Below are 21,921 nucleotides of genomic sequence, written 5' to 3'. Positions count from 1 at the left end.
GCGCATAGTTCGTCTCCGCTGGCGGCCCGCCACCGTGCGTGGCCAAGGGCAAGTGTGCACGCCGAATATGTCAACAGTGTTGCAACGGCTCAACGTCATGCGCAAGAGAAAGACCAGCTGTGGCGGGTTCACCACGCTCGCGTGCGCCACCAGCGTAAAATAGCACCTTGAACGAAAGATAAAGAAAGCAACAGCATGTCGATACAATGGTTCCCGGGCCACATGAACGCGGCCAAGAAGGAAGCGGCCGAGCAGATGGAGAACATCGATCTGGTGATCGAAGTCCTCGATGCACGCCTGCCCGAGGCGAGCTGCAACCCACTGGTGGACCAGCTGCGCAAGTTCCGCCAGCGTCCCAGCCTCAAGATCCTGAACAAGATCGATCTGGCCGATCCGGTCGCCACCGCCGCCTGGAAAGCCTATTACGATGCCCAGGATGGCGTCACGGCCTACCCCATGACGACCAAGAAGCCGGCCGACGTCGCCCGCATCCCCGATCTGGCCCTGTCGCTGGCGCCGCACCGCGGCGTGCCAACGAAACCGCTGCGCATCATGATCATGGGCATCCCCAACGTCGGCAAATCGACGCTGATGAACGCGCTACTGAAAAAACGCGTGGCCAAGGTGGGCGACGAGCCGGCCGTGACCAAGGTCCAGCAGCGCCTGTACCTGAACAAGAACGTGGTGCTGGTCGACACGCCCGGCATGCTGTGGCCAAAGATCGCCATGGCCACCGACGGCCTGATGCTGGCAGCCAGCCACGCCATTGGCACCAATGCGCTGGTCGAAGAAGAAGTGGCGGAATACCTGGGCGAGCTGCTGCTGCAGCGCTACCCGCACCTGCTCACCGCGCGCTATGGCCTGAAAACCGAGGGCATGGATGGTGTCGGCGTGATCGAGGGCGTGGCGATGCGCCGGGGCTTCCGTGTGCGCGGCGGCGAGTACGACTACGAAAAAGCAGCGCACTCGCTGCTGCAGGATTACCGTCAGGGCGCCCTGGGCCGCATCAGCCTGGAAACGCCGGATTCGCGCGCAGCCAGCCTGGCCCTGCACGCGGCCGAAGTGGCCGAGAAAGCCCGCCTGGCCGCCGAGAAGCTCGCTGCCAAGCTCGAAGAGCAGTCGCGCGGCAAGCGCGGCAGCTGACCTGCCAGGGCGCGTGCCGACACGGTATAATCGCGCCGTTTTGGTGCTCTCGCGCGCATTCCAGCGCGCGAAGTTAAACGGGAAACACGACAGGGCTGCGCCGCGCGCCGTCCTGGAAGTGTGCTGCCCCCGCAACGGTCAACAAGCGCCGCGTCCGCACATCCTGCGCCGCGGCAGACAATCTCGATAACCACTGTCCGCACGACAGGAAGGTGAGGGCGTCCGCTTGCCAGCCCGGATACCGGCCAGGACAGGTGGAAGCGCGACGCGCTTCCTTCGACGCCAGGCTGCGGGGACGCAGCGGGGCGCCCTTTACCGAGAACACATTCATCATGACTTTTGCAGCTCCCGCGCGCCGCGCGCCCCTCGTTGTGGCGTGCGCCTTCGCCGTGTCCACCTTCGCCACCCTCGCTACCGCGCAAGAAACGCTGGTGCCGGTCGTCGTCACCGCCGCCCGTTTTCCGGCCACCGCCACGCCGATCGGCGCCACCGTGATCACGGCAGAGCAGATCCGCAGCGCCGGCGTGGCCGACGTCAATGCCGCCATCCGCAAGATCGGCGGTGTCTTCGGCCGCCAGAGCCTGGACGGCTCGCCCGACTTCAGCCTGGACCTGCGCGGCTTCGGCACCAACAGCGCGCAGAACGTGGTGGTGATGGTCGACGGCGTACGCCTGAATGAAAACGAGCTGGCCAGCACGGTGCTCTCGAGCATCCCGGTCGACACGGTCGAGCGCATCGAAATCACGCGCGGCGGCAGCAGTGTGCTGTACGGCGACGGCGCCACCGGCGGCGTGATCCAGATCTTCACCCGCCGTCCGCAAGGCGGCGGCACGCGCGGCACCCTGTTCGTGGAAGGCGGGCGCTTCGATGCGCTCGATCTGCGCGCCTCGATCGCGCATGGCGCCGGCCCGTGGTCGTTCGACGCCGCCGTGGCCGACCGCCGCACCGACAACTACCGCGACAACAACAAGTACGAGCAGACGAGCTTCAGCGGCGGCGTGCAGTATGCGTACGGCGCAAATGGCCGCGCTGGCCTGCGCTTCGAGAGCTCGCGCTCGGACTCGCGCCTGCCGGGTTCGCTGACCGAAGCGCAGTTCCAGTCGATCCCGACCCAGAGCAACACACCGGATGACTTCGGCTCGCTCGACACCGACCGTGTCAGCGCGTTCGTCGAACACCGCATCGGCGCCATCGAACTGGCAGCCGAGCTGTCGCACCGCGAGCGCGATGTCGGTTCGACGTATGTGTTCTCGGGCTTCCCATCGGCCTCGCGCTACCAGTCCGATCAGACCCAGTTCTCGCCGCGCCTGCGCCACACCGCCACGCTCGGCGACAAGCGCAACGAATTCGTCACCGGGATCGACCTGACCCGCTGGGATCGCCAGGTGACGTCGAGCTTCTCGGCCGGCGACGCCAAACAGGAGTCCAAGGCGATCTACGTGCGTGACGAACTGACCTGGAACGCGCCGCACAATGCGCGCCTGGCCGTCGGCGCGCGCCATGAACGCTTCGACAAGGAGTACGCCGATCCGCTCGCGTTTGTCGACCCGGAAGACACCGCGCAGTCGGTCAACGCGTTCACGGTCGAAGGCAGCTTCGACGTCGCGCGCGAGGTAACCGTGTTCGCCAAGGCCGGCCGCAGCTACCGCATCGCCAATATCGACGAAAACTCGTACCGCGCCACAACGGACGTGCTGGCGCCGCAAACCTCGCGCGACCTGGAACTGGGCGTCGCCTTCGGCAACGATGCGCGCAAGGCCACGGCCCGCGTGTTCCGTCACCGCCTGACGAACGAAATCTTCTTCGATCCGACGCTGGCCGGCGGCTTTGGCAGCAACACCAATCTCGACCCGACCCGTCGCCAGGGTGTGGAAGTTGAAGGCAACGCGCTGCTGGCGAACAACCTGCGCCTGACCGGTGCCTGGCAATACGTGCAATCCGAGTTCCGTGATGGTCCGAACGCCGGCCGCGAAATGGTGCTGGTGCCCAAGCACGTCGTGACGACGCGCCTGGCCTGGACGCCAGGCACTGGCCAGACCGCCGATGTCGGCGCGCAGTGGGTGGCCAGCCAGCGTTTCGGTGACGACTTTGCCAACAGCTGCAGCGCGCGCGTGCCGTCGTACACGACGGTCGACGCCCGCTATGCGCACCGCTTCGGCCCATGGGAAGCGTCGGTGTCGGGCCTGAACCTGCTTGATCGCCAGCACTACAGCTATGCGTTCAGCTGCCGCGCCGGAATTTACCCGAGCGATGGCCGCCAGCTGAAGGTGTCGCTGCGCTACGACTTCTGATCCATGTTCTGCCGGGCGCGGACGGCTGATGTATTTGCATACATGTTTCAGCAGTAAGCAAATGCAATAAATCGCGCCCTGCAGACAGGGCAGGGGCAAAAAGTGGTAATCTCGCGATCGTTCGCTCAATCATATTTGTGGAAGGATGTTATGCGCACTCTGCGTTTTGCCCTCGTTGCTGCCGCCCTGGTTGCCGGTTTCGCCAATGCTTCGCCGACTGATCCACGCGTCGGCTCCGAATACACCGTGCTGGCCGCGCCGCAGCCGACCCAGACTGTCGGCAAGAAGGTCGAAGTCGTTGAATTCTTCGCCTACCACTGCGGCGCCTGCAATGCGTTCGAGCCGACGCTCAATGCATGGATCAAGAAGCAGGGCGACAACATCGTGATGCGCCGCATCCCGCTGCCGTTCCAGGGCCCGAGCGATCCGGAAGCCCGCCTGTTCCTGACGCTCGACGCCATGGGCAAGCTGGAGCAGTACCATGACCGCGTGTTCCGCGCCGTGCACGTCGAGCGCAAGCGCCTGATGAAGGACGAGGACATCATCGCCTGGGCGACCTCGAACGGGCTGGACAAGGCCAAGTTCATGGAAGCGTGGAACTCGTTCGGCGTCCAGACCAAGCTCAAGCGTCTGCCGGCAGTTGCCGAAGCGTACAAGGCCAGCAGCACGCCGACCGTTGTCATCGATGGTAAATACGTCGTGTCGCCGGCTACTGTGGCACAATCGAACAAGATCCAGGACATGGGCCAGCTGATGACGGCCACTGGCCAGGTCCTCGATGCACTGGTCACGAAGGCAGCCCAGACCAAATGACCAACGACGTCGAACGCGACATCCTCAAGATCTACGAAGGGTCACGGCCCAAAGAGGAAGAGCTGTTTGAGACCAGCCGCGTGAACCATGTCGCGTGGTCGCTGGCGGCGATCTTCGCCATGGCGACTATCTGGCTGAGCATCGCGCTGGTCAATGCCGAGAATCAGCGCCATGCGCTGGCAACGAATCAATGTCCTGACCTGGTGTTCAAGGCGGGATTTGACAAGGCATGTCTTGTCACGGTGAGCTCGCGCGATCACTGGTGGGAACACCTCTGGTTCGGCGTGATGAATGTGCGGCCTGCTCCACATAATGTCGGCAAATGAGTCGGCAAATGAGCTAGGCAAGTAAGGCAGGAAATACCGGAACGGCGCCTATGGGCGCCGTTCTGTCATTCTGCCTTCGATGCAGCGTAGGCGCAGCGCCTGGCGCCATGCAACTGATGCTCGATGCGGACCACTTTTACTGTCGGGTCCAGCACGCGCGCAAACACGTCGAGCTCCGAACGGCAAAAGTCCTGGCACATGCGTGCCGCAGCGCAAACAGCATCTGCACCTGCCCAATCAAGTCGACCGTGAGCTCGGCATGACGATCCGGATAGCGTGCTTGCCCGGCCTGGCTCAAGCCCCAGCGTCGCACCGGGCGCTCGACCTTGCCCCCGCTGTCCTCATACCCGACCAGTCCCTTTTCGAGCGCACTCTCCAGATGGCGGCGTACGCCCATCGAAGTCAGGTCGAGTTGCGCGGCCAGTGCCTGGGCGGTCTGAGGGCCGCGCATTTTCAGTTGCATCAGGATGCGTTCCGAGGTGTTCATGGGGTCTCCAGTTGTCGATGCGTACTGCGCATGCTCCAGCGCCGCAGCGCCACCGAGGCGCACGCCGCCAGCACACCCCCGACAACCAGCACCAGTCGCGTGTCGATCAGCGTCAGCACGGCCCCCAACAGTGCCATCAGGATATTGGCCAGGCAAAAAATGGTCGACAGCAGCGCCATGACCGAACCCTGGCCGTAATCCGCGAACGTATCGGCCGACCAGGTTTGCAGCGCCGTGTTGTAGAACGCATGCGGCACGCCGAACAGGACGATGCCCGCAATGCCGATCCACAGATTGCCTAAGCCCACGCACAGGATCGCCGTGGCGCCCACCGCCGCATACCAGCCCGCGCGCAGGCGGCCTTCGACGGGGCTGGCGTGGCCGGCGAACAGCGCTGCTGTCGTCATCAACGCGCACATGCCCATGTTCACCAGAGAAATCTGGCGCGCATCGTAGCCGCCCACGTCGACCAGCCACAACGGGAAGTATTCGTACAGCGACGCGACGCCGCAGCAATAGCCCAGATGGATGATGAACAGCGTGCGCAGCGGTCCATGGCGCAGCAGCGTCAGCGCATGACGTTCACGCGCGACGGTCCACCAGCGCAGGCCGTGCGTGGCCGGTGGCGTCGCCGGGATCGTCAGGAACACTCCGAGCGTACCGAGCAGCAGCGCGACCGCGGCGATCGCAAACGGCACTTCTGCGCCATAGGCCATCGTGAAACCGCCCAGCAGCGGCCCGACGAGCCAGCCCAGATTGAATGCACCATTGAGCCAGGACAGCGCGTGATTGCGCAGCGGCCCTTTGACGCGTTCGATCACGAGCGCGCGCATGACGGCGCCATTGCCTTCGAGCAGACCGGTAAAGAAGCGCGCCGCGAGGAACAGCAGATACGATTCCATGACCATCGCGGCGGCCGTGAGCAGGTGACCGAGCGCCGCGCCCACGGTCGTCAGCAGCAGCGCGCGGCGCCGGCCGAAGCCGTCTGACAGCGGCCCCAGCACCGCGCTGCCGATCAGCAGGCCCAGCGGATTGATCATCAGCGCAATGCCCAGCAACAGCTTGGGCGGCAGACCGAGGAAGCTGTTCAAGCCATGGATGCTGCCGTCGGCAAACAGCGGCGCCAGCATTGGGTAGGGCAGGGAGGCGCCGACGGTCGACAGCAAGGCCAGCGCGCACAGGGTCGTGATCAGGAAGCGTTCGTTCATGCGGGAACTCCGAGGGAAAGCGGTAGCCGCACGACGAAGCGCGCGCCGCAAAGACCGGATGTCGCCACGTCCAGCGTCCCGCCATGTAGGACCACCGCCTTGCGCGCGATCGACAAGCCGAGTCCGAAGCCGCCGGTGGCGCGGTCGCGGCTGCGGTCGAGCCGGTAGAACGGCTCGAACACCTTGTCGCGCTCGGCTTCCGGGATGCCGGGGCCGTCGTCGTCGACGGCAATCTCGATGTCCGTTGGACCCCGTGCGGCCGACAGCACGACCCGGCTGCTGGCATATTTCTGGGCGTTGCGCAGCAGGTTGCCGACGGCGCGCGCCAGCAGGCGGGCGTCGCCGTCGATCGTACCGAGCCCGTCCGCGAGCTGGCAACTGACGTCCTGGGGCGACGGCGGCAGCGTGGCGCAGCAGTCGCGCAGCAGCGCGGCCAGATCGACCGTGGCGCCCTGCAGCGTGCCGGCGCTGTCGAGTTTGCTCATATCGAGCAGCTCCCTGACCAGATCGTTCAGCTCGCGCACGTCGCCCTCCATCGCGGCGATGCGGCGGCGCAGGTCGGGGTCGTTGGCGCGCGCGTCCAGCAACTCGAGACCGAATTCGAGGCGCGCAATTGGCGTACGCAATTCGTGCGAGACCGAATGCAGCAGGCTGCGCTGCGCGCCCATCAGCGCTTCGATGCGCCCGGCCATGTCGTTGATGCGTTCGGCCAGCGGATGGACGATTTCGGAGGGGGCGAGCCGGGCGCGTGCCGACAGCTTGCCGGCGCCAAATTCGTCGGCCATCCGTGACAGCGATTGGAGTGCACGCCAGTGCGAACGCGACCACAGGGCAATTGGCAGCAGCAGGGCGAGGGCGACGATGACGAAGCGCAGCAGCTCTTTCTTGAGCTCCTTGCCGATATCGATCGGCAGGTTCTGCGCATGCAGCACCTCGTCGTTGCTGCCGATATAGCGCTCGCCCGCCAGGTCGACACGCCGGTACAGGGCGCGCTCGCTGACGTCCAGGACAATCGCGCCGCGATCGAGCGCCGCGCGCCGGGCGCCATCGAACCGGGCGCGCGCGGTGGCCAGTGGCAGCAGGTCGTAGCGCACCGGCGAGACTTCGCGCACATTGTTCAGGCGCGTGAGCCACTCGTCGCCGGGCGCTTCGTCCACGTAATGCTCGATCAGGAAAATCTGGCCCGCCGCCTGGCGCCGTGCAATGTCTTCCAGCGGATCGCCGAACAGGCGTGCAAAGACAAAGTAGATGAGGAACGTCGCGGCCGTGATCGACAGCATGACGAACACGAAGAAGCGGAAAAATAGCCGGTTCACGGGTGCATCCCGGGTGACTGTCGGTGATGAAGCGCGGCCAAAAGCATGGTTTCTCCTGAGCCCGAGATTGTACAGCGGCAAGGGTGCAACAGTCAGCACCCATGCCCGCGCACGGGCGCCGCCTTACAAATTGACGACAATTGGTGGACACCTGGAGGGTGATTCACGGCGGCATAACGCTTACCATCAGTTGCATCATCAGGGTTTCCGTTTGCCCACTGATGCGCAAGTGTCAGTGGGTTTTTTTATTTGTGCCAGAGCGAAAGCGTCTGCGTTGCCACCATGCGATTGGGAGAGCGAAGCTTGCTCGACGTAAAATATCAGCACACGAACTCCCGGAACGCCATCACGATGAAACAGTTCTTCGCCCTGGCCCTCGCTGCAGCAAGTGGTGTTGCGAGCGCGCAGACGCCGGCCACCAACCCCATGCCTGACGGCAGCCACGATATGTATGCGGGACTGGGCGCTGTGTCGCGGGCGCGCTATGAGGGCGCAGCAAACTCGAAGACATCGGTCCTGCCGGTGCTGCAGGTGCAGTGGAGCAATGGAATATTCATTTCCGGCATGAGCGCCGGGATGCATTTGTCAATCGATCCGACGCTCGAATTCGGCCCCTTGGTATCGCTCCATCCTCGCCGTGACGAGTCCGGCACGGGAGGCATTGTCGATGGCATCGGTGTCGCGGCCATGCTGCCGCTTGTGGCACGCATCCGTAGCGATACGCCCCTGGCAGGCATGCCGCATGTGGCAACAAGGGTCGAAGGCGGCGTTTTCCTGAACTACTACCTGAACCCGGTGTGGCGTGTTACCAGCAGTGTGCTGATCGGCTCCGGTAACGAGCGTGACGGTGCGCGCATGGCGCTGGGCGTGCAGCGCCTTGCCGTGGCCATGGCGCCACAGCACACTGTTTCGTTCAATGCCGGGCTCACGCTGGTCAACCGCGACTATAACCAGAGCTACTTCGGCGTCAATGACAACGAGGCCTGGAGCAGCGGCAATCCCGTATTTCGTCCCGGTGGCGGCCTGAAAGACGTGCACGCTGGCGCGCGCTGGAACTGGGCGCTCGGTCCGTCGTGGATGCTCACCACCAATGTGCAAGCGACGCGCCTGGTCGGCAACATTCGCCATAGCCCGCTCGTCGAGCGGCCCACCAATGTGACGGTTTCGACCGCCTTCGCTTACCGCTTCTGATGATGCAACGCGTACACCTCTCCGCCTGCGTGACCCTGCTGCTGACGGCAGGCGTTGCCGTCGCGCAGGCGCGTGGCGACGAATGGGTGAGCTATCGCGATGCCTACCGGACGATGGTGGTATTCGACAAATATGGCGGGCCCAAGAATCTTCTGCAGCATCAGCTGCAGGTGCGCCCGCGTGCCAGGGGGATGCTGGGCGATGGCGCGAGCCTGCTGATCAAAGGCCGTACGCTGCAGACCAGCCTGGTGCTTGATCCGCTAGGGCGCACGACGCTGCCGCTGCTGAAAGCCGCCTACGACGAGAACGCCGTGCTGGCGCCCAACCGGTCGCTGGGCGGCTTCACGGTGCGCCCGCGCATCTCGCTGGCGCTGCGCGCCGACGGCTCGTACGACGCAACCGAGCTGCGCGCCGCCTGCGAGCAGGCGCTGGGCTTTGCCCGCCACGCCGACGCTTCGGTGCGCAGCCAGGCATGCGTGGGCGTGCAGCTCGTGTTTCCAAAAACGAGTGTCGATGCCGGTGCCCGGGTGCGGGCCGGCGGCGCCGAGACCATCCTGCCGGTCACGCGCGCACCGGCGTTCGCCGGCGACGTCGATGACGATTTCCCGGTCGTCACCTACCGCTTCGCGCCAGCGGACGCGGCCCAGATCGTGACGTACCACGCGCCGCTGGCGATCGTGCCGGTGTTCGAGTAAGCGAAAAGCGAGGAAAAGCGAGGGTCAGGTCTGACATTCGGACACGAGCTCGACAATCGGGTAATCAGAACTAGCTGGCACCGGGTCATGCTAATACTGGTCAAGACACCATTGGAAGTGGCTAAGGCTGAGGCCGTGTCTGAATGTCAGACCTGACCCCGGCTGTGAATCGCCAGACGTAAAAAAACCTGCCGCGGCAGGTTTTTTTATGGGAGTGCCGTCAATTCCAGGCCGATGGCGAAAACAGGTAGCCTTCGCCCCACACCGTCTTGATCTTTTCTGAATCGGCATCGTCAAACTTGCGGCGCAGCTTCGAGATGCAGTTGTCGATACTGCGGTCGAGCCCGTCGAACTCGATCCCGCGCATCTTCTTGAGCAGGGCGTCGCGCGAGAGTACGCGGCCGGCTGCCTCGGCCAGCACCAGCAGCAATTTGTATTCGGTATTCGACAGGATGCACGGCTGGCCGCGCCAGACGACGCTGCGGTCGCTGGTGACGATGCGCAGCGCGCCAAATTGCAGGATACGGGCATCGACGCCCGACTTGGCCTGGGCGCGCCGCATCAGCGCGCGCAGGCGCGCCAGCAGCACGCGCGGCTGGACCGGCTTGTTGACGAAATCGTCGGCGCCTTGTTCCAGGCCCGAGACTTCATCGTACGAATCTTCGCGTGCGGTCAGGATCAGGATCGGGACGTCCGAGTGCTCGCGGATCTGGCGGCACACGACCATACCGTCCAGGCCCGGCAACATCAGGTCGAGGATCACGACGTCGGGAGAGAGTTCCTTGAAACGCTCGAGCGCGGTGTCGCCGCGGGTGACGAGGTCAACCGCGAACTCGTAACTGGACAGGTATTCGGAGACGAGCTCGGCCAGGCGCGCATCGTCTTCCACCAACATTACACGGTGCATTCAATTTCTCCTCGGTCGGCCATTGTAGCGGGCAGCGTGCCGGAATGGCAGATCCTGCGAGAAGCGAGACAAGTCATTACAGTTTGACGACAACCGGGCGCATCAGATGCGCCCGGTTGTTGATCAAGGCGCGCACACGATCCTCAGTTGGCACCATTCGTGCTGCGTGACGCGCTGGCGCCAACCTTCTGGTTGGCGTGCAGTGCCAGCGCCGGCACTGTCGCGCCATTCACGCTGCCCAGCGTGAACTTGATGACGCCATTGGCCGGGACCACCACGGCGTCGCCGCTGCAACCAGTTTTGGCGGCATTGAGCTGGCCATTGATGACGTTGCAATAGGTGCCAGGCGGCAGGCCGGTCGCCTGCGTCGTGGTCCAGGCCGCTGAGTCGTTATTGATCGCGACAAAGCCCTTGTTACCGCGCGAAAAGGCGATCTGGTTGCGCGTGCCGGTGACAAAATTATCAACGCCCTGGCCCGATGTGGCAGCGCGAAATCCGACCATGTTCGAGATTTCGGGCCAGCGGTGGATGAAGTCCCAGGCCTGGTTGATGAGCGGCTTGCCATTTGCGTCGAACGGGCTGGCGGCTGGCGGCGGCTGCTCGCTCCGGGTAAAGCGAAAGCCTGAATGCACTTGCGCTGCGCCGTAGGGCCAGGCCAGCATCAGGACATTGGCCAGCTGGTAGCGCTTGGTGCCCTGCGTATCGTTGGGAACGCCGGTGAAGTTGCTGGCCACGAGCGAGCTCGGGGCGTGTTCGCCGCGTTCGGAATCCCAGTTGTTAATGAACACGGTCGCCTTGTCGCTGGGGATGAAGCCCCAGGTTCCGCCCCATCCGGCGCTTGGCGACCCCATCAACCTGGGCAAGTCCGCGACGGCGGCGCCATTCATATTCTGGAACATTTCCTTCATCGCATAGACGTAATGGAACTCGTTGACCGAGCCGGTGGCCAGATAGGCATTCGCCTTGACGCCACTGTCCGGGATCACCTCTTGCGTGAACCACAGCGGCTCACCGGCTTTGGTCGTGCGGGATACGCCATTGAGGAAGCCGGCAATGTCGCCCGGCGCCATGTGCTTGGCTGCGTCAAGCCGCACACCGTCCACGCCCATGGCCACGAGCTTGTTCAGGTAGTTGCGGATCTGGCCCTGCACATAACTGGCGCCGGTATTCAGGTCGGGCAGGTTGTTGAGGCGGCAGCTCGTCACCCTGGTGCGGTCGGCCAGGCTGTAGTCGCCGCCCTGGATGACGCAGGCGGCATGGAAGTCGGGGGCGCTGAAATGGGGGTAGCTTTGCGTGGCGGCATTCCAGCTGCTGCCATCGGTGGCCGTGCCGGCACCGGCGCCGTCGGCCATCTGGTTGACGACCACGTCGGCGTAGATGCGCACCTTGGCCGCATGGCAGGTATTGATCATGGCCTGCAGCTCGGCTTCGGTGCCCATCCGGCTGTCGAGCCTGGTGTAATTGACCGCCTGATAGACGTCGTACCAGAAGTCCAGCTTGCGCGATGCATGCGGTGGCGAGATCTGCACCGCGCCGTAGCCCTGTGGCCCGAGCCAGTTCGTGCACTCCCTGGCGATGTCGTTCCACTTCCAGCGGAACATTTGTACCGAGGTATCGGCAGGGTTGAAGTCGGCTGCGGCCGCTGGCGTGCTGAACGCCATGGCGATGCAGGCGATGCTGGAGAGACGCGCTGCGCGGGGCAGACGGTGCACCAATTTCCTGGTTCGGTTGAATTCCACGTTGATTCCCGGGTTGTGATGCGTTGACGATAATGACCGCACGGTGGACGCACTGCGTGTCCAATGTTGCTACGACGGAAATTATCACGGAACGTCAGGGCGTAGATTCAGACTTGCTTCAGAGCCAGGTAGCCTGGACATGGGGGTTTCCGGCTTGACGAACAGGGATCTGTCGTCGAAGATTCCGGTCATCAACCACGTCCTGACACCCTTGGAAAACGCCATGAACCTGGTCGTCAAAGTACGCGTGCTGCGGCACATCCGGCAGTCCGGCTATCGTCCGCAGCTGGAGGATCTCTCGCCTGATCTGTTCCCGTTCTGGCAGCGCACTGCAGGGAAAGAATTTCCCGGCATGCCGGACAACGCGCTCTTTTTCATGCATGCAGCGACCGGACTGATGCGCTTTTTCGAGGTCGCGGCAGACCGGCGCGAGCCGTGCGCGTTGCCTTCGCTGGCCGCCGACTCGGTCTGGCATGCATGGATGGCATGGGACGCCGTGAATCTGGAGCACTTCTGCCGCCGCCACTTTGGCAAGCCGATCGACCATCTTCCCCACGCCATGCTCGATGCGCTGGCACTGCCGCGCGTGCTCGTTGGCTGCCGTGAGCACGAAGACGCGCGCTCGCGGGTACGGGGCTTGCCCGCGTTGTTCCGTCTCGATGCCACGTTGCGTATGCCATATGGTCATGGCTACGCGCTGCAAGACGAGGACATCGTGTATACCCGTCTGAATGCCAACGGCAGGATGGCCGGAGGTGCACGGCCGCATCCCGGGCTGACACTGCGGGCGCTGCTGCTGGCAAACCTGATCAGCCAGGCAGACTATGCCGCGGCCCTGCGAGAAAAACGGGGGCCGGACACCGGGGCAGGCACCTATTACGTCGGTGATGGCGGCAGCGACAACGCGATGCGCGACTGTGATGCCGACCTCACCTGCCACGGCGGCGGAAGCGATGGTGGCGATGGCGGCGGCGGCGGCAGTTGCGGCGGCGGTGGCGGTGGGGGAGACTGAGCGCCAGCATGCAAACGGCCCGCTCGCGCGGGCCGTTGCACATCGTCACGCCGGACAGCGCGTGACCTTCAGTGACTCATTTACTTCAGGCCATGTTCTGGTTGACGAAGTCCCAGTTGGCCACGTTCCAGAACGCTTCCAGGAACTTTGCGCGGGCGTTGCGGTAGTCGATGTAGTAAGCGTGTTCCCAGACGTCAGCCGTCAGCAGCGGCTTGTCGGTCGTGGTCAGTGGCGTGGCGGCGTTCGACGTGTTGACGATGTCGACGCTGCCGTCGGCCTTTTGCACCAGCCAGGTCCAGCCCGAACCGAAGTTGCCCAGTGCCGATTTATTGAACTCTTCCTTGAACTTCTCGACCGAGCCCCATTTGGCATTGATTGCGTCCAGCGCCTTGCCACTCGGTGCGGCGCCGTTCGGGGTCATGCAGTGCCAGAAGAAGGTGTGGTTCCAGACCTGCGCCGAATTGTTGAACACGCCGCCCGATGACTTCTTGACGATCTCTTCCAGTGGCATCTCTTCGAACTCGGTGCCCTTGATCAGGTTATTCAAGTTGGTCACGTAGGTCTGGTGATGCTTGCCGTGGTGGTATTCCAGGGTCTCGGCCGAGATGTGCGGTTGCAGGGCGTCCTTGGCATACGGCAGTGCTGGCAGGGTGTGTTCCATGATAAATCCTTGTTGGGTTGGAAAGGTTGCAGTTCTGATAGCGGCGCTATTCTAAACCGGCTGCAGCAATATTGCATGACTGCATTCTCTTTCCTACCAGACAGGATTCGTTACTCGAGCACGCTCTGCACCTGTGCCACGCCGACCTCAGCGCTGCCATCGGCCAGGCGGATGCGCAAGGTGTCGCGCGCGTGGATCTGCGCCGGGTCGCGCACGATCTGGCCCTTGCCGTCGCGCACGATGGCGTAGCCGCGCTCAAGCGTGCGTTGGGGGTTGAGCAGTTCAAGCTGTGCCGCCAGACCCATCAACGCATCGCGGCGGCCCTTGAGGTTGTTGCGCAGGCTGGTGTGCAGGTGGCGGCCATCCGACGCCAAATGCGCCCGCAATGCGCGCATGTCAGGCCGGTGCCGGCTCCACCGTTGCTGCAGTTGCGCCAGCACCAGTCCCTGGCGGTTGATGGGCAGCTTGACGGCATGCGTCATGGCCGTGGCCAGTGCCAGCAGTTTCAGGCGCTGGTGGCCGATCTGCGCTGACGGGCTCAGCAGGCGACGGCTCAGGTTATCCAGGCCCTGGCTGGCGTCCGACAGGCGGCGGTCCATCGCGCGCTGCAGGTCGAGCGCGTCGCCGTGGAGCGATGCGAGCCAGTCGGCGCGGGGCGTGGCGGCCAGCTCGGCGGCGGCGGTCGGCGTCGCGGCGCGCACGTCGGCGGCGAAGTCGGCGATGGTCACGTCGGTTTCGTGGCCCACGCCCGATACGACGGGAATGGCGCAGGCATCGATCGCACGCGCCACGCATTCTTCGTTAAAACTCCACAGGTCTTCGATCGAGCCGCCACCGCGGCACACCAGCAGCACATCGACTTCGCCCCGGCGCGATGCCGTCATGATCGCCTCGGCAATCTTGTCGGCAGCGAACTGGCCCTGGACCGGAGTGGGGTAGAGCACCACGCGCACATGGGGCGCGCGCCGGCGCAGGGCCGTGAGCACGTCGCGCAGCGCTGCGGCGCCGGGGCTCGTGACAATGCCGATGCTGCGCGGGAACAGGGGCAGCGGGCGTTTGCGATCGGCGTCGAACATTCCCTGCGCGGCCAGCTTTTCCTTCAGGCGCAGGAATGCCTCGTACAACTGGCCGACGCCAGCACGGCGGATCGCCTCGACATTGATCTGGTAGTCGCCGCGCGCGCCGTACAGCGTCACGAGGGCGCGCACTTCGACCTTGTCGCCTTCGCGCGGGATGAAGCCGGCCGACTGCGCGCGGCCACGGAACATCACGGCGCGCACTTGGGCTGCGTCGTCCTTGAGCGTGAAATACCAGTGACCCGACGCCGCGCGCGTGAAATTGGAAATTTCGCCGCCGATCCAGGTCAGTGGGAAAGTACGCTCGAGCAGGCGCGCCACTTGCTGGTTCAGCGCGGTGACGCTCAGAACGGCAGGGGGCGTGTAGGCGGAGTCGGCGTCGCTGGTCGGGAACATGGTCGGTCGCGAAAAATCGGAGAGGAGCGATTATAGCTGCCCCCGCGCCGCGTTCAGGCTCGATGGCAATCAGCTCAGTGAACGTTGATTATTGCTGCTTTTCAATGCAATCTATTGAAATGCTTATGAAATCAATAGGTTGCAGGGTTGATGATGTCGTTTGAGGGCGGTTTATCCACACAAACTGTGGGGAACTCATTCACAAGACATGACGCTGCGCGCGGATTGGGCAGGGGAGGTAGATTTATTACAAAACAATGACTTAGGGCCGTTGCAGCAAGCTTGATCACAAAGTTGTCCACAGAATCTGTGCACACCTTTTTTCGCAGCGCGACGGATTTTTCAGCGGGAAAGTGTCGATGCGACTGCACCAGGTTGATACCGACGACCTGCTCAATTTTAAAGCAGTAGGATTGGTTGTTAATGAAATCAATGACTTAGACCCCTAACTTGAAGCTTCCTCACACTCTTATCCACATAAAGTGTGCACAGGGCGAATATTCTGTGAACAACCGGCGCAGAGGCCGAATAAACATGGCAGTAGTAGGGAATACGGCGTGTTTCAGGGGTGATTCAGGCCATATGCTCAAATTTTAAGCGTTGCAAGTTTGCTGATTAAAATCAATAGCTTAGTGTCACAAGCGACGTCTTGCGCACACTTTTGTCCACAATAAGTGTGTGGAACTACACAGCCATACGCGCTCGGCAAACCGGTGCGACACTGCCTCCAAAACAGGCGCGCAATCGAAATCCTTTGAAATCAATAGCTTAGGTGTTGTTCAGGGGCCTTGCGCACAATTTTGTCCACAGAATGTGTTTGCAACTACACGCGCCAGCAGGAGCGTTGTCGAAAAAACCATGGTGTCATTGCATGATGGCACCGAGTCATGAGACTGCCATTTTCTTGCGCAGGCGCAGAAAGCCCTTTGAAATCAACGTGCTTGGGTCGTGTCGCGCGCCTTGCGCACAATTTTATCCACAGAAGGTGTGCAGAACTCTACTTGCCGCTTCGCTGCCAACTTGCTACATTGCCGGATTGACTTTTATCCTCTCAGGAGTATCTCTTGCTCGCCATTTTTCAAGCCGCAGGCTGGCCTATCTGGTTCCTGCTGTTCGCGTCGATCGTTGCCGTCGCCCTCATCGTCGAACGCCTGATCACGCTGCGCCGCGAGAAAATCCTCCCACGCAACCTGCTCGATGAAGTCATCCGTGTGCACCACACGGGCAAGGCCACGCCGGACGTCATCAATAAGCTGGAACAGAATTCGCCTCTGGGCACCGTGTTGGCGGCTGCACTGCGTAACGTCGACGCGCCACGCGACGTGATGAAGGAGTCGATCGAGGAAGCTGGCCGCGGTGTGGCCCAGAACCTCGAACGTTTCCTGACCACGCTCGGCACCATCGCCTCGCTCGCGCCGCTGATGGGCCTGTTCGGCACGGTGGTCGGCATGATCGAGATCTTCGGTGCCTCGGCCCCGACCGGCGGCAATAACCCGGCGCAACTGGCGCACGGTATCTCGGTGGCGCTGTACAACACCGGTTTCGGCCTGGCCATCGCCATGCCGGCACTGGTCGCCTACCGTCACTTCCGCAATCTGGTCGATACCTACATCGTCGACATGGAACTGCAGGCTGTGAAATTTGTCGACGTCGTTCACGGTGCCCGCAAATGATGGATTTTCGCCGTGGCCGCAAGCGCGAGGATCCGGAGATCAATCTGATCCCCTTCATCGACGTGCTGCTCGTGGTCCTGATCTTCTTGATGGTCTCGACCACCTACAGCAAGTTCACCGAACTGCAGATCACCTTGCCGACGGCCGAGGCCGAAAAGCAGGCGCAAAAGCCGTTCGAGATCAATGTCACGGTCGACGCCAAGGGCAACTACACGGTCAATAACACGCCCGTGGCATTCACCAGCGTGGCAGGCCTGGCGCAGGACATGAAAACGGCGGCGCGCACGCCGGACGGCCAGGTGGTGGCCAGCCCGGTCGTCATCGTCAATGCCGACCAGTTCGCGATGCACCAGATGGTGATCAATGTGCTGGAAGCAGCGCGTGTGGCCGGCTACGACAAGCTCACCTTCGCGGCCCAGACCGGCACCGGCAAGTAACCTCACCGGCCCGCGTCAAGCGGGCCGGCATCCTCCCGTATGGCTTCTTCCCTCGAATCGACCCTGACCCGCGCGTGGCTGCGGCGCGGCCCGCTTGCCGTCGCGCTGCTGCCAGTAGCGCTGCTGTTCGGGGCGCTGGCCGCCGTGCGCCGCCGGCTGTTCCAGTCCGGCGTCAAAAAGTCGGCGCGGTTGCCTGTTCCCGTCATCGTTGTCGGCAACATCTTTATTGGCGGCACCGGCAAGACCCCGCTGACGATCTGGCTGGCCGAGGCCCTGCGCGCGGCCGGCATGCAGCCGGGCATCATCTCGCGCGGCCATGGTGGCGATGCTGGCAAGGATGGCGCGCCGCGCGCCGTCACGCCCGCGTCCGATCCGCGCGTCGTGGGCGACGAGCCGCTCCTGATTGCCCAGCGCACCGGCTGCCCGGTTGTCATTGGCCGAGAGCGCGCCGAGGCGGGCAGGGCGCTGCTGGCGGCGCACCCGGACGTCGACGTGCTCATCACCGACGATGGCCTGCAGCACTATGCGCTGGCGCGCGACATCGAGATCATCCTGTTCGACGGGCGCGGCGTGGGCAATGGCTGGCTGCTGCCGGCTGGGCCGCTGCGCGAGCCGCCGTCGCGCCGCCGTGATTTCACGGTGGTCAATGTCCCCGAGATTACGCCAGCGCTGGCCCGGGCGGTGGGCGGCGCGCCGTACCGCATGCTGCTGTCGGGCCAGTACGCCGAACCGCTGCATGGCGGGGAGCGCGTGCCGCTGGCCGATCTGCGCGCCAAACGCATCGTTGCCGCAGCCGGCATCGGCAATCCGGGGCGCTTCTTCGCGATGCTGCGCGCGGCTGGCCTGGCCCCTGGCGAACTGGCCTTGCCCGACCATCACGACTTCCTGGACGACCCGTTCGCCGCTCTGGACGCCGAGATCATTCTGATCACCGAGAAGGATGCAGTAAAATGTCGGCAAATTGAACATCTGAAGGACGATCCGCGCTTGTGGGTCGTGCCTGTGACGGCGCAGCTCGACCCTGCGCTGGCTGAACAAATCGTGGAGAAATGTCGTGGACGCTCGCCTGCTTGATATCCTGGTCTGCCCGTTGTGCAAGGGTCCGCTCGAACTCGACAAGAAGGCGCAGGAGCTGACCTGTCGCGCCGACCGCCTCGCCTATCCGATCCGCGACGGCATCCCGATCATGTGGGCCGACCAGGCGCGCAAGATCGAGCCTGTCTGATCGGCCTGCATGAACTTTACCGTCATCATCCCGGCGCGCCTGGCGTCGACGCGCCTGCCGAACAAGCCGCTGGCCGACCTGGGCGGCAAGCCGATGGTGGTGCGGGTGGCCGAGCGGGCGCGTGAATCGGGTGCGACCCGGATCATCGTCGCCACCGACCACGCCGACATTGCCGCTGCCTGCGCCGAGCATGGCGTCAGCGCCGTGCTCACGCGCGCCGATCACCCGTCGGGCACCGACCGCATCGCCGAAGTGGCGCACGTGCTGGGCCTGGCGCCCGATGACGTCGTCGTCAACCTGCAGGGCGACGAACCATTGATCGACCCGCGCCTGCTGGCGGCCTGCGCCGCCCGGATCAGCGCCGACGTGCCGATGGCCACGTGCGCGCATCCGATCCTCGATGCGGCCGACGTGTTCAATCCGAACGTCGTCAAGGTCGTGCTCGACAAGCACGGGCGCGCACTGTATTTCTCGCGCGCCACCATTCCCTGGCACCGCGACGCATTTGCCCAGACGCTCGAGTCGCTGCCTGCGGGCTATGCGCCGCTGCGTCACATTGGTCTGTATGCCTACAGCAATGCGTTCCTGCAGGCGTATCCGGCCATGGCCGTGTCGCCGCTCGAGTCGATCGAGGCCCTGGAGCAGTTGCGCGTGCTGTGGCACGGTGTGCCGATCGCCGTGCACATCACCGACAGCGCACCGCCAGCGGGCGTCGACACGCCCGACGATCTGGCGCGGGTACGCCTGCACTACACGTCTTGACGCACGCCACAAGGGTATAGCCGGGCCGTCTGCGCAGGATCAAATATCCTCGCTGCAACGGCTTGCGGCTGGCTTTTACGCCAACTTTTGTGGTAACTTCCGTCTCAATGAAGTCTGCGCAATATCAAAAAGATCACCGTATCCGCCATTTTACTTTTCTCTATTTTCTAGAATCTCAGGAAACTCATGCGTCTCATTCTGTTAGGAGCACCCGGTGCCGGCAAGGGCACCCAGGCCAACTTCATCAAGGAAAAGTTCGGCATCCCCCAAATCTCGACCGGCGACATGCTGCGCGCGGCGATCAAGGCAGGGACTGAACTGGGCCTCGCCGCCAAAAAAGTGATGGATGCCGGCCAACTCGTGTCGGACGATATCATCATCGGCTTGGTCAAAGAGCGCCTGAAGGACGCAGACTGCCAGAACGGCTATCTGTTCGACGGCTTCCCGCGCACCATCGCGCAGGCCGAAGCGATGAAGGACAGCGGCGTGAACATCGATTACGTGCTCGAGATCGATGTCCCTGACGACATGATCCTTGAGCGCATGACCGGCCGCCGCTCGCACGCTGCGTCGGGCCGCGTGTACCACGTCAAGTTCAACCCGCCAAAAGTCGACGATACCGATGACATCACGGGCGAGCCGCTAATCCAGCGCGACGACGACAAGGCAGAAACTGTCTCGAAACGCCTCGAGGTGTATCACAACCAGACCAAGGTGCTGCTCGGTTACTACGGCAAGTGGGCCGAGTCGGGCCTGCCAGGCGCGCCGAAATACCGCCGCATCTCGGGCGTCGGCCCGGTCGAGCAGGTGCGTGACAACGCGTTTGCAGCGCTGGCCGAGTAAGTTTTCCGTCCAGTACTACCTCAGCGATCCCGCGCCGGCCCTGCCTGCGCGGGATCGCTGCATTCCGGGCCTGTGATCCTCATTACGCCGTACAATTGTGAGCAATTGTTTCCCGTGCGCCGTGTGCGGGTTGGCAAGACGATAATAAGTTATCTGTCTACAACCCTGAGAGGTCTCCCATGAACAAGAACAACACCATCCTCGCCATGCTGCTGGCACTCGCCGCTGCCAGTGCCGGCGCCCAGACGACAGGTGCTACCCAGGGTCAGCCCGCCACGGGCGAGACATACCGTCCATCCCTCGACGGCCAGCAAACCTCGACGCCGGCCGCGCCGATCGACATGCAGCCGAAAACGCAGGAAGAAAAAGCCACGGGCCGCCAGGAGCCATCGCGCCTGAAGGACATCGACCCGGCCACGCATCCGGCGCCGCAGAACGTGCGTCCACAGCCAACGCCAGCACCGAAGACCCAGCAGGAGCAGGGCGTGCAACCAGTCGCCCGTCGTTCGGTCCAGCAGCAGATCGATAGTGCAGGGCGCCTGGCGTCGCCGAATGCCCCAACGGTTGTCCCTCCAGCCACGAGCGCGCCGACGCCAGTCGTGCCAACGACCAGCCAGGTTGCCCCGTGCATCGGCGCAACCTGCACCGACACCACCGGCGCCACCACGGCCGGCGCTGTCGGCAGTTCGAGCGTCAACAGCGCCGGTCGCCTGTGCAATCGCAGCGGCACCACGGTGCAGTGCTTCTGAACTGATCGCGCGCGTCATCCCGAACATTCTTGATGCGCCTACTTTACGTTTACGTAAACGTTAAAGCCGGGCAAAATAGCGGTACAAGAATTTTCACAAGGGACAACCATGCACATCCAGGATAACGTTTTCATTGTCACCGGCGGCGCGTCAGGTCTTGGCGCGGCCACCGCGCGCATGCTCGCCGCGAATGGCGCGACCGTCGTCATCGCTGACGTCCAGGCCGAAGCAGGCCAGGCTCTGGCCGAAGAGTTGAAGGGTCAATTTGTTCGCTGTGACGTCACCCAGGAAGCCGACGCACAAGCCGTCGTTGATGCGGCAGTTGGGCTGGGCACGCTGCGCGGCCTGGTTAACTGCGCCGGCGTCGCGCCGGCCGTCAAGACCGTCGGCAAGGATGGCGCGCATCCGCTTGACGTGTTCCAGCGCGCCGTGAACATCAATCTGGTCGGCACCTTCAATATGGCGCGCCTGGCCGCCGAGGCCATGGGCAAGACCGAGCCGGCCGAGCACGGCGAGCGCGGCATCATTATCAATACCGCATCGGTCGCGGCTTTCGACGGCCAGATGGGGCAGGCGGCTTACGCATCGTCCAAGGCGGCCGTGGCCGGTCTGACGCTGCCGATGGCGCGCGACCTGTCGCGCAACGGCATCCGCGTGATGACGATCGCGCCAGGTATTTTCGAGACGCCGATGCTGATGAACATGCCGCAAGAGGTCCGCGATTCGCTGGGCAAGATGGTGCCGTTCCCACCGCGCCTGGGCCTGCCGACGGAGTTCGCCCACCTGGCCCGCGCCATTATCGAAAACGTGATGCTCAACGGCGAGACGATCCGTCTGGATGGTGCAATCCGCATGCAACCAAAGTAGCTCTTCGGGGACGTGTCCTGAAAGCATTTCGAAGATGCTGTAGCATGTCTTCGATGTCGGGCGCCTGGCCTAAGGTCACGCGCCCGTTTGCTATTTTGGAGAAC

General features: G+C 63.5%; 22 protein-coding genes and 1 riboswitch. Of the genes, 15 read left to right on the top strand and 7 right to left on the bottom strand.

Annotated features, from left to right (window positions below; genetic code table 11):
* Positions 1-195 precede the first annotated feature (195 nt).
* The 4 genes from ylqF to NX775_RS11615 all read left to right on the top strand — a co-directional run bounded on the left by ylqF (position 196) and on the right by NX775_RS11615 (position 4,573).
* The gene (gene ylqF, locus NX775_RS11630; protein ID WP_258836163.1) at positions 196-1,143 is read left to right on the top strand and encodes a ribosome biogenesis GTPase YlqF; all 948 of its coding nucleotides are present in this window, start codon (positions 196-198) and stop codon (positions 1,141-1,143) included.
* Between the two features lie 25 nt (positions 1,144-1,168).
* A riboswitch (cobalamin riboswitch) is annotated at positions 1,169-1,407 on the top strand.
* A 68-nt stretch (positions 1,408-1,475) separates the two neighbouring features.
* Entirely contained in the window at positions 1,476-3,434 is a 1,959-nt protein-coding gene (locus NX775_RS11625; protein ID WP_258836162.1) for a TonB-dependent receptor, read from the top strand.
* Positions 3,435-3,584: 150 nt separating this feature from the next.
* Complete coding sequence (locus NX775_RS11620) at positions 3,585-4,247, top strand: thiol:disulfide interchange protein DsbA/DsbL (RefSeq protein WP_183550131.1); 663 nt, start codon at positions 3,585-3,587, stop codon at positions 4,245-4,247.
* Positions 4,244-4,573 (top strand): hypothetical protein, encoded by a 330-nt coding sequence (locus NX775_RS11615; RefSeq protein ID WP_258836161.1) that lies wholly within the window; start codon positions 4,244-4,246, stop codon positions 4,571-4,573. Before NX775_RS11620 ends, NX775_RS11615 begins: the two co-directional genes overlap by 4 nt.
* 136 nt (positions 4,574-4,709) lie before the next feature.
* Here the strand turns inward: NX775_RS11615 and NX775_RS11610 are convergent, their stop codons facing one another.
* The 3 genes from NX775_RS11610 to NX775_RS11600 are packed head-to-tail and all read right to left on the bottom strand — an operon-like array spanning position 4,710 to position 7,584.
* Positions 4,710-5,060 (bottom strand): helix-turn-helix transcriptional regulator, encoded by a 351-nt coding sequence (locus NX775_RS11610; RefSeq protein WP_370660576.1) that lies wholly within the window; start codon positions 5,058-5,060, stop codon positions 4,710-4,712.
* Positions 5,057-6,268, bottom strand: a complete 1,212-nt coding sequence (locus NX775_RS11605; protein WP_258836160.1) for an MFS transporter — start codon at positions 6,266-6,268, stop codon at positions 5,057-5,059. The genes NX775_RS11610 and NX775_RS11605 overlap by 4 nt, the downstream gene beginning before the upstream one ends.
* Positions 6,265-7,584, bottom strand: coding sequence for an ATP-binding protein (locus NX775_RS11600; RefSeq protein WP_258836159.1), 1,320 nt, complete (start codon positions 7,582-7,584; stop codon positions 6,265-6,267). The genes NX775_RS11605 and NX775_RS11600 overlap by 4 nt, the downstream gene beginning before the upstream one ends.
* Positions 7,585-7,935: 351 nt before the next feature.
* Between NX775_RS11600 and NX775_RS11595 the strand changes: the two genes are divergently transcribed.
* A complete protein-coding gene (locus tag NX775_RS11595; protein WP_258836158.1) occupies positions 7,936-8,775 on the top strand; it encodes a MipA/OmpV family protein in 840 nt (279 codons plus the stop codon).
* A complete protein-coding gene (locus NX775_RS11590; protein WP_258836157.1) occupies positions 8,775-9,470 on the top strand; it encodes a hypothetical protein in 696 nt (231 codons plus the stop codon). Before NX775_RS11595 ends, NX775_RS11590 begins: the two co-directional genes overlap by 1 nt.
* A gap of 220 nt (positions 9,471-9,690) precedes the next feature.
* Here NX775_RS11590 and NX775_RS11585 read toward each other — a convergent pair whose 3' ends face one another.
* Positions 9,691-10,377, bottom strand: coding sequence for a response regulator (locus NX775_RS11585; protein WP_258836156.1), 687 nt, complete (start codon positions 10,375-10,377; stop codon positions 9,691-9,693).
* A 143-nt stretch (positions 10,378-10,520) separates the two neighbouring features.
* Positions 10,521-12,089, bottom strand: coding sequence for an alpha-amylase (locus NX775_RS11580; protein ID WP_258836155.1), 1,569 nt, complete (start codon positions 12,087-12,089; stop codon positions 10,521-10,523).
* Between the two features lie 250 nt (positions 12,090-12,339).
* Here NX775_RS11580 and NX775_RS11575 point away from each other — a divergent pair, with 250 nt between their 5' ends.
* Complete coding sequence (locus NX775_RS11575) at positions 12,340-13,128, top strand: UCP032817 domain-containing protein (RefSeq protein ID WP_258836154.1); 789 nt, start codon at positions 12,340-12,342, stop codon at positions 13,126-13,128.
* Between the two features lie 85 nt (positions 13,129-13,213).
* On the opposite strand, the gene NX775_RS11570 is transcribed toward NX775_RS11575, so the two are convergent.
* Both NX775_RS11570 and xseA read right to left on the bottom strand, forming a co-directional pair.
* A complete protein-coding gene (locus tag NX775_RS11570) occupies positions 13,214-13,789 on the bottom strand; it encodes a superoxide dismutase (RefSeq protein WP_183550156.1) in 576 nt (191 codons plus the stop codon).
* Between the two features lie 110 nt (positions 13,790-13,899).
* Positions 13,900-15,261: an exodeoxyribonuclease VII large subunit gene (xseA, locus tag NX775_RS11565; protein ID WP_258836153.1), complete on the bottom strand. Its 1,362-nt coding sequence runs from the start codon at positions 15,259-15,261 to the stop codon at positions 13,900-13,902.
* Positions 15,262-16,325: 1,064 nt separating this feature from the next.
* Between xseA and NX775_RS11560 the strand changes: the two genes are divergently transcribed.
* The 8 genes from NX775_RS11560 to NX775_RS11525 all read left to right on the top strand — a co-directional run bounded on the left by NX775_RS11560 (position 16,326) and on the right by NX775_RS11525 (position 21,817).
* The gene (locus NX775_RS11560; protein WP_183550160.1) at positions 16,326-16,934 is read left to right on the top strand and encodes a MotA/TolQ/ExbB proton channel family protein; all 609 of its coding nucleotides are present in this window, start codon (positions 16,326-16,328) and stop codon (positions 16,932-16,934) included.
* Positions 16,934-17,371 (top strand): ExbD/TolR family protein, encoded by a 438-nt coding sequence (locus NX775_RS11555; RefSeq protein WP_183553496.1) that lies wholly within the window; start codon positions 16,934-16,936, stop codon positions 17,369-17,371. Before NX775_RS11560 ends, NX775_RS11555 begins: the two co-directional genes overlap by 1 nt.
* A 39-nt stretch (positions 17,372-17,410) precedes the next feature.
* Entirely contained in the window at positions 17,411-18,445 is a 1,035-nt protein-coding gene (lpxK, locus tag NX775_RS11550) for a tetraacyldisaccharide 4'-kinase (protein WP_258836152.1), read from the top strand.
* Positions 18,426-18,596: a Trm112 family protein gene (locus NX775_RS11545; RefSeq protein WP_183550164.1), complete on the top strand. Its 171-nt coding sequence runs from the start codon at positions 18,426-18,428 to the stop codon at positions 18,594-18,596. Before lpxK ends, NX775_RS11545 begins: the two co-directional genes overlap by 20 nt.
* Before the next feature lie 9 nt (positions 18,597-18,605).
* Positions 18,606-19,358 carry a 3-deoxy-manno-octulosonate cytidylyltransferase gene (kdsB, locus tag NX775_RS11540; protein ID WP_258836151.1) on the top strand — a complete coding sequence of 251 codons (753 nt, stop codon included), beginning with the start codon at positions 18,606-18,608 and terminating at the stop codon, positions 19,356-19,358.
* Between the two features lie 186 nt (positions 19,359-19,544).
* Entirely contained in the window at positions 19,545-20,201 is a 657-nt protein-coding gene (gene adk / locus NX775_RS11535; RefSeq protein ID WP_258836150.1) for an adenylate kinase, read from the top strand.
* 179 nt (positions 20,202-20,380) lie between these two features.
* Positions 20,381-20,950: a hypothetical protein gene (locus tag NX775_RS11530; RefSeq protein ID WP_258836149.1), complete on the top strand. Its 570-nt coding sequence runs from the start codon at positions 20,381-20,383 to the stop codon at positions 20,948-20,950.
* Positions 20,951-21,058: 108 nt separating this feature from the next.
* Positions 21,059-21,817 carry a 3-hydroxyacyl-CoA dehydrogenase gene (locus tag NX775_RS11525; RefSeq protein ID WP_258836148.1) on the top strand — a complete coding sequence of 253 codons (759 nt, stop codon included), beginning with the start codon at positions 21,059-21,061 and terminating at the stop codon, positions 21,815-21,817.
* Positions 21,818-21,921 lie beyond the last annotated feature (104 nt).

The organism is Massilia aurea, from assembly GCF_024753205.1.
GTDB classification, from domain to species: Bacteria; Pseudomonadota; Gammaproteobacteria; order Burkholderiales; family Burkholderiaceae_D; genus Telluria; species Telluria aurea.
This window is presented reverse-complemented; position numbering and strand designations above follow the sequence as displayed.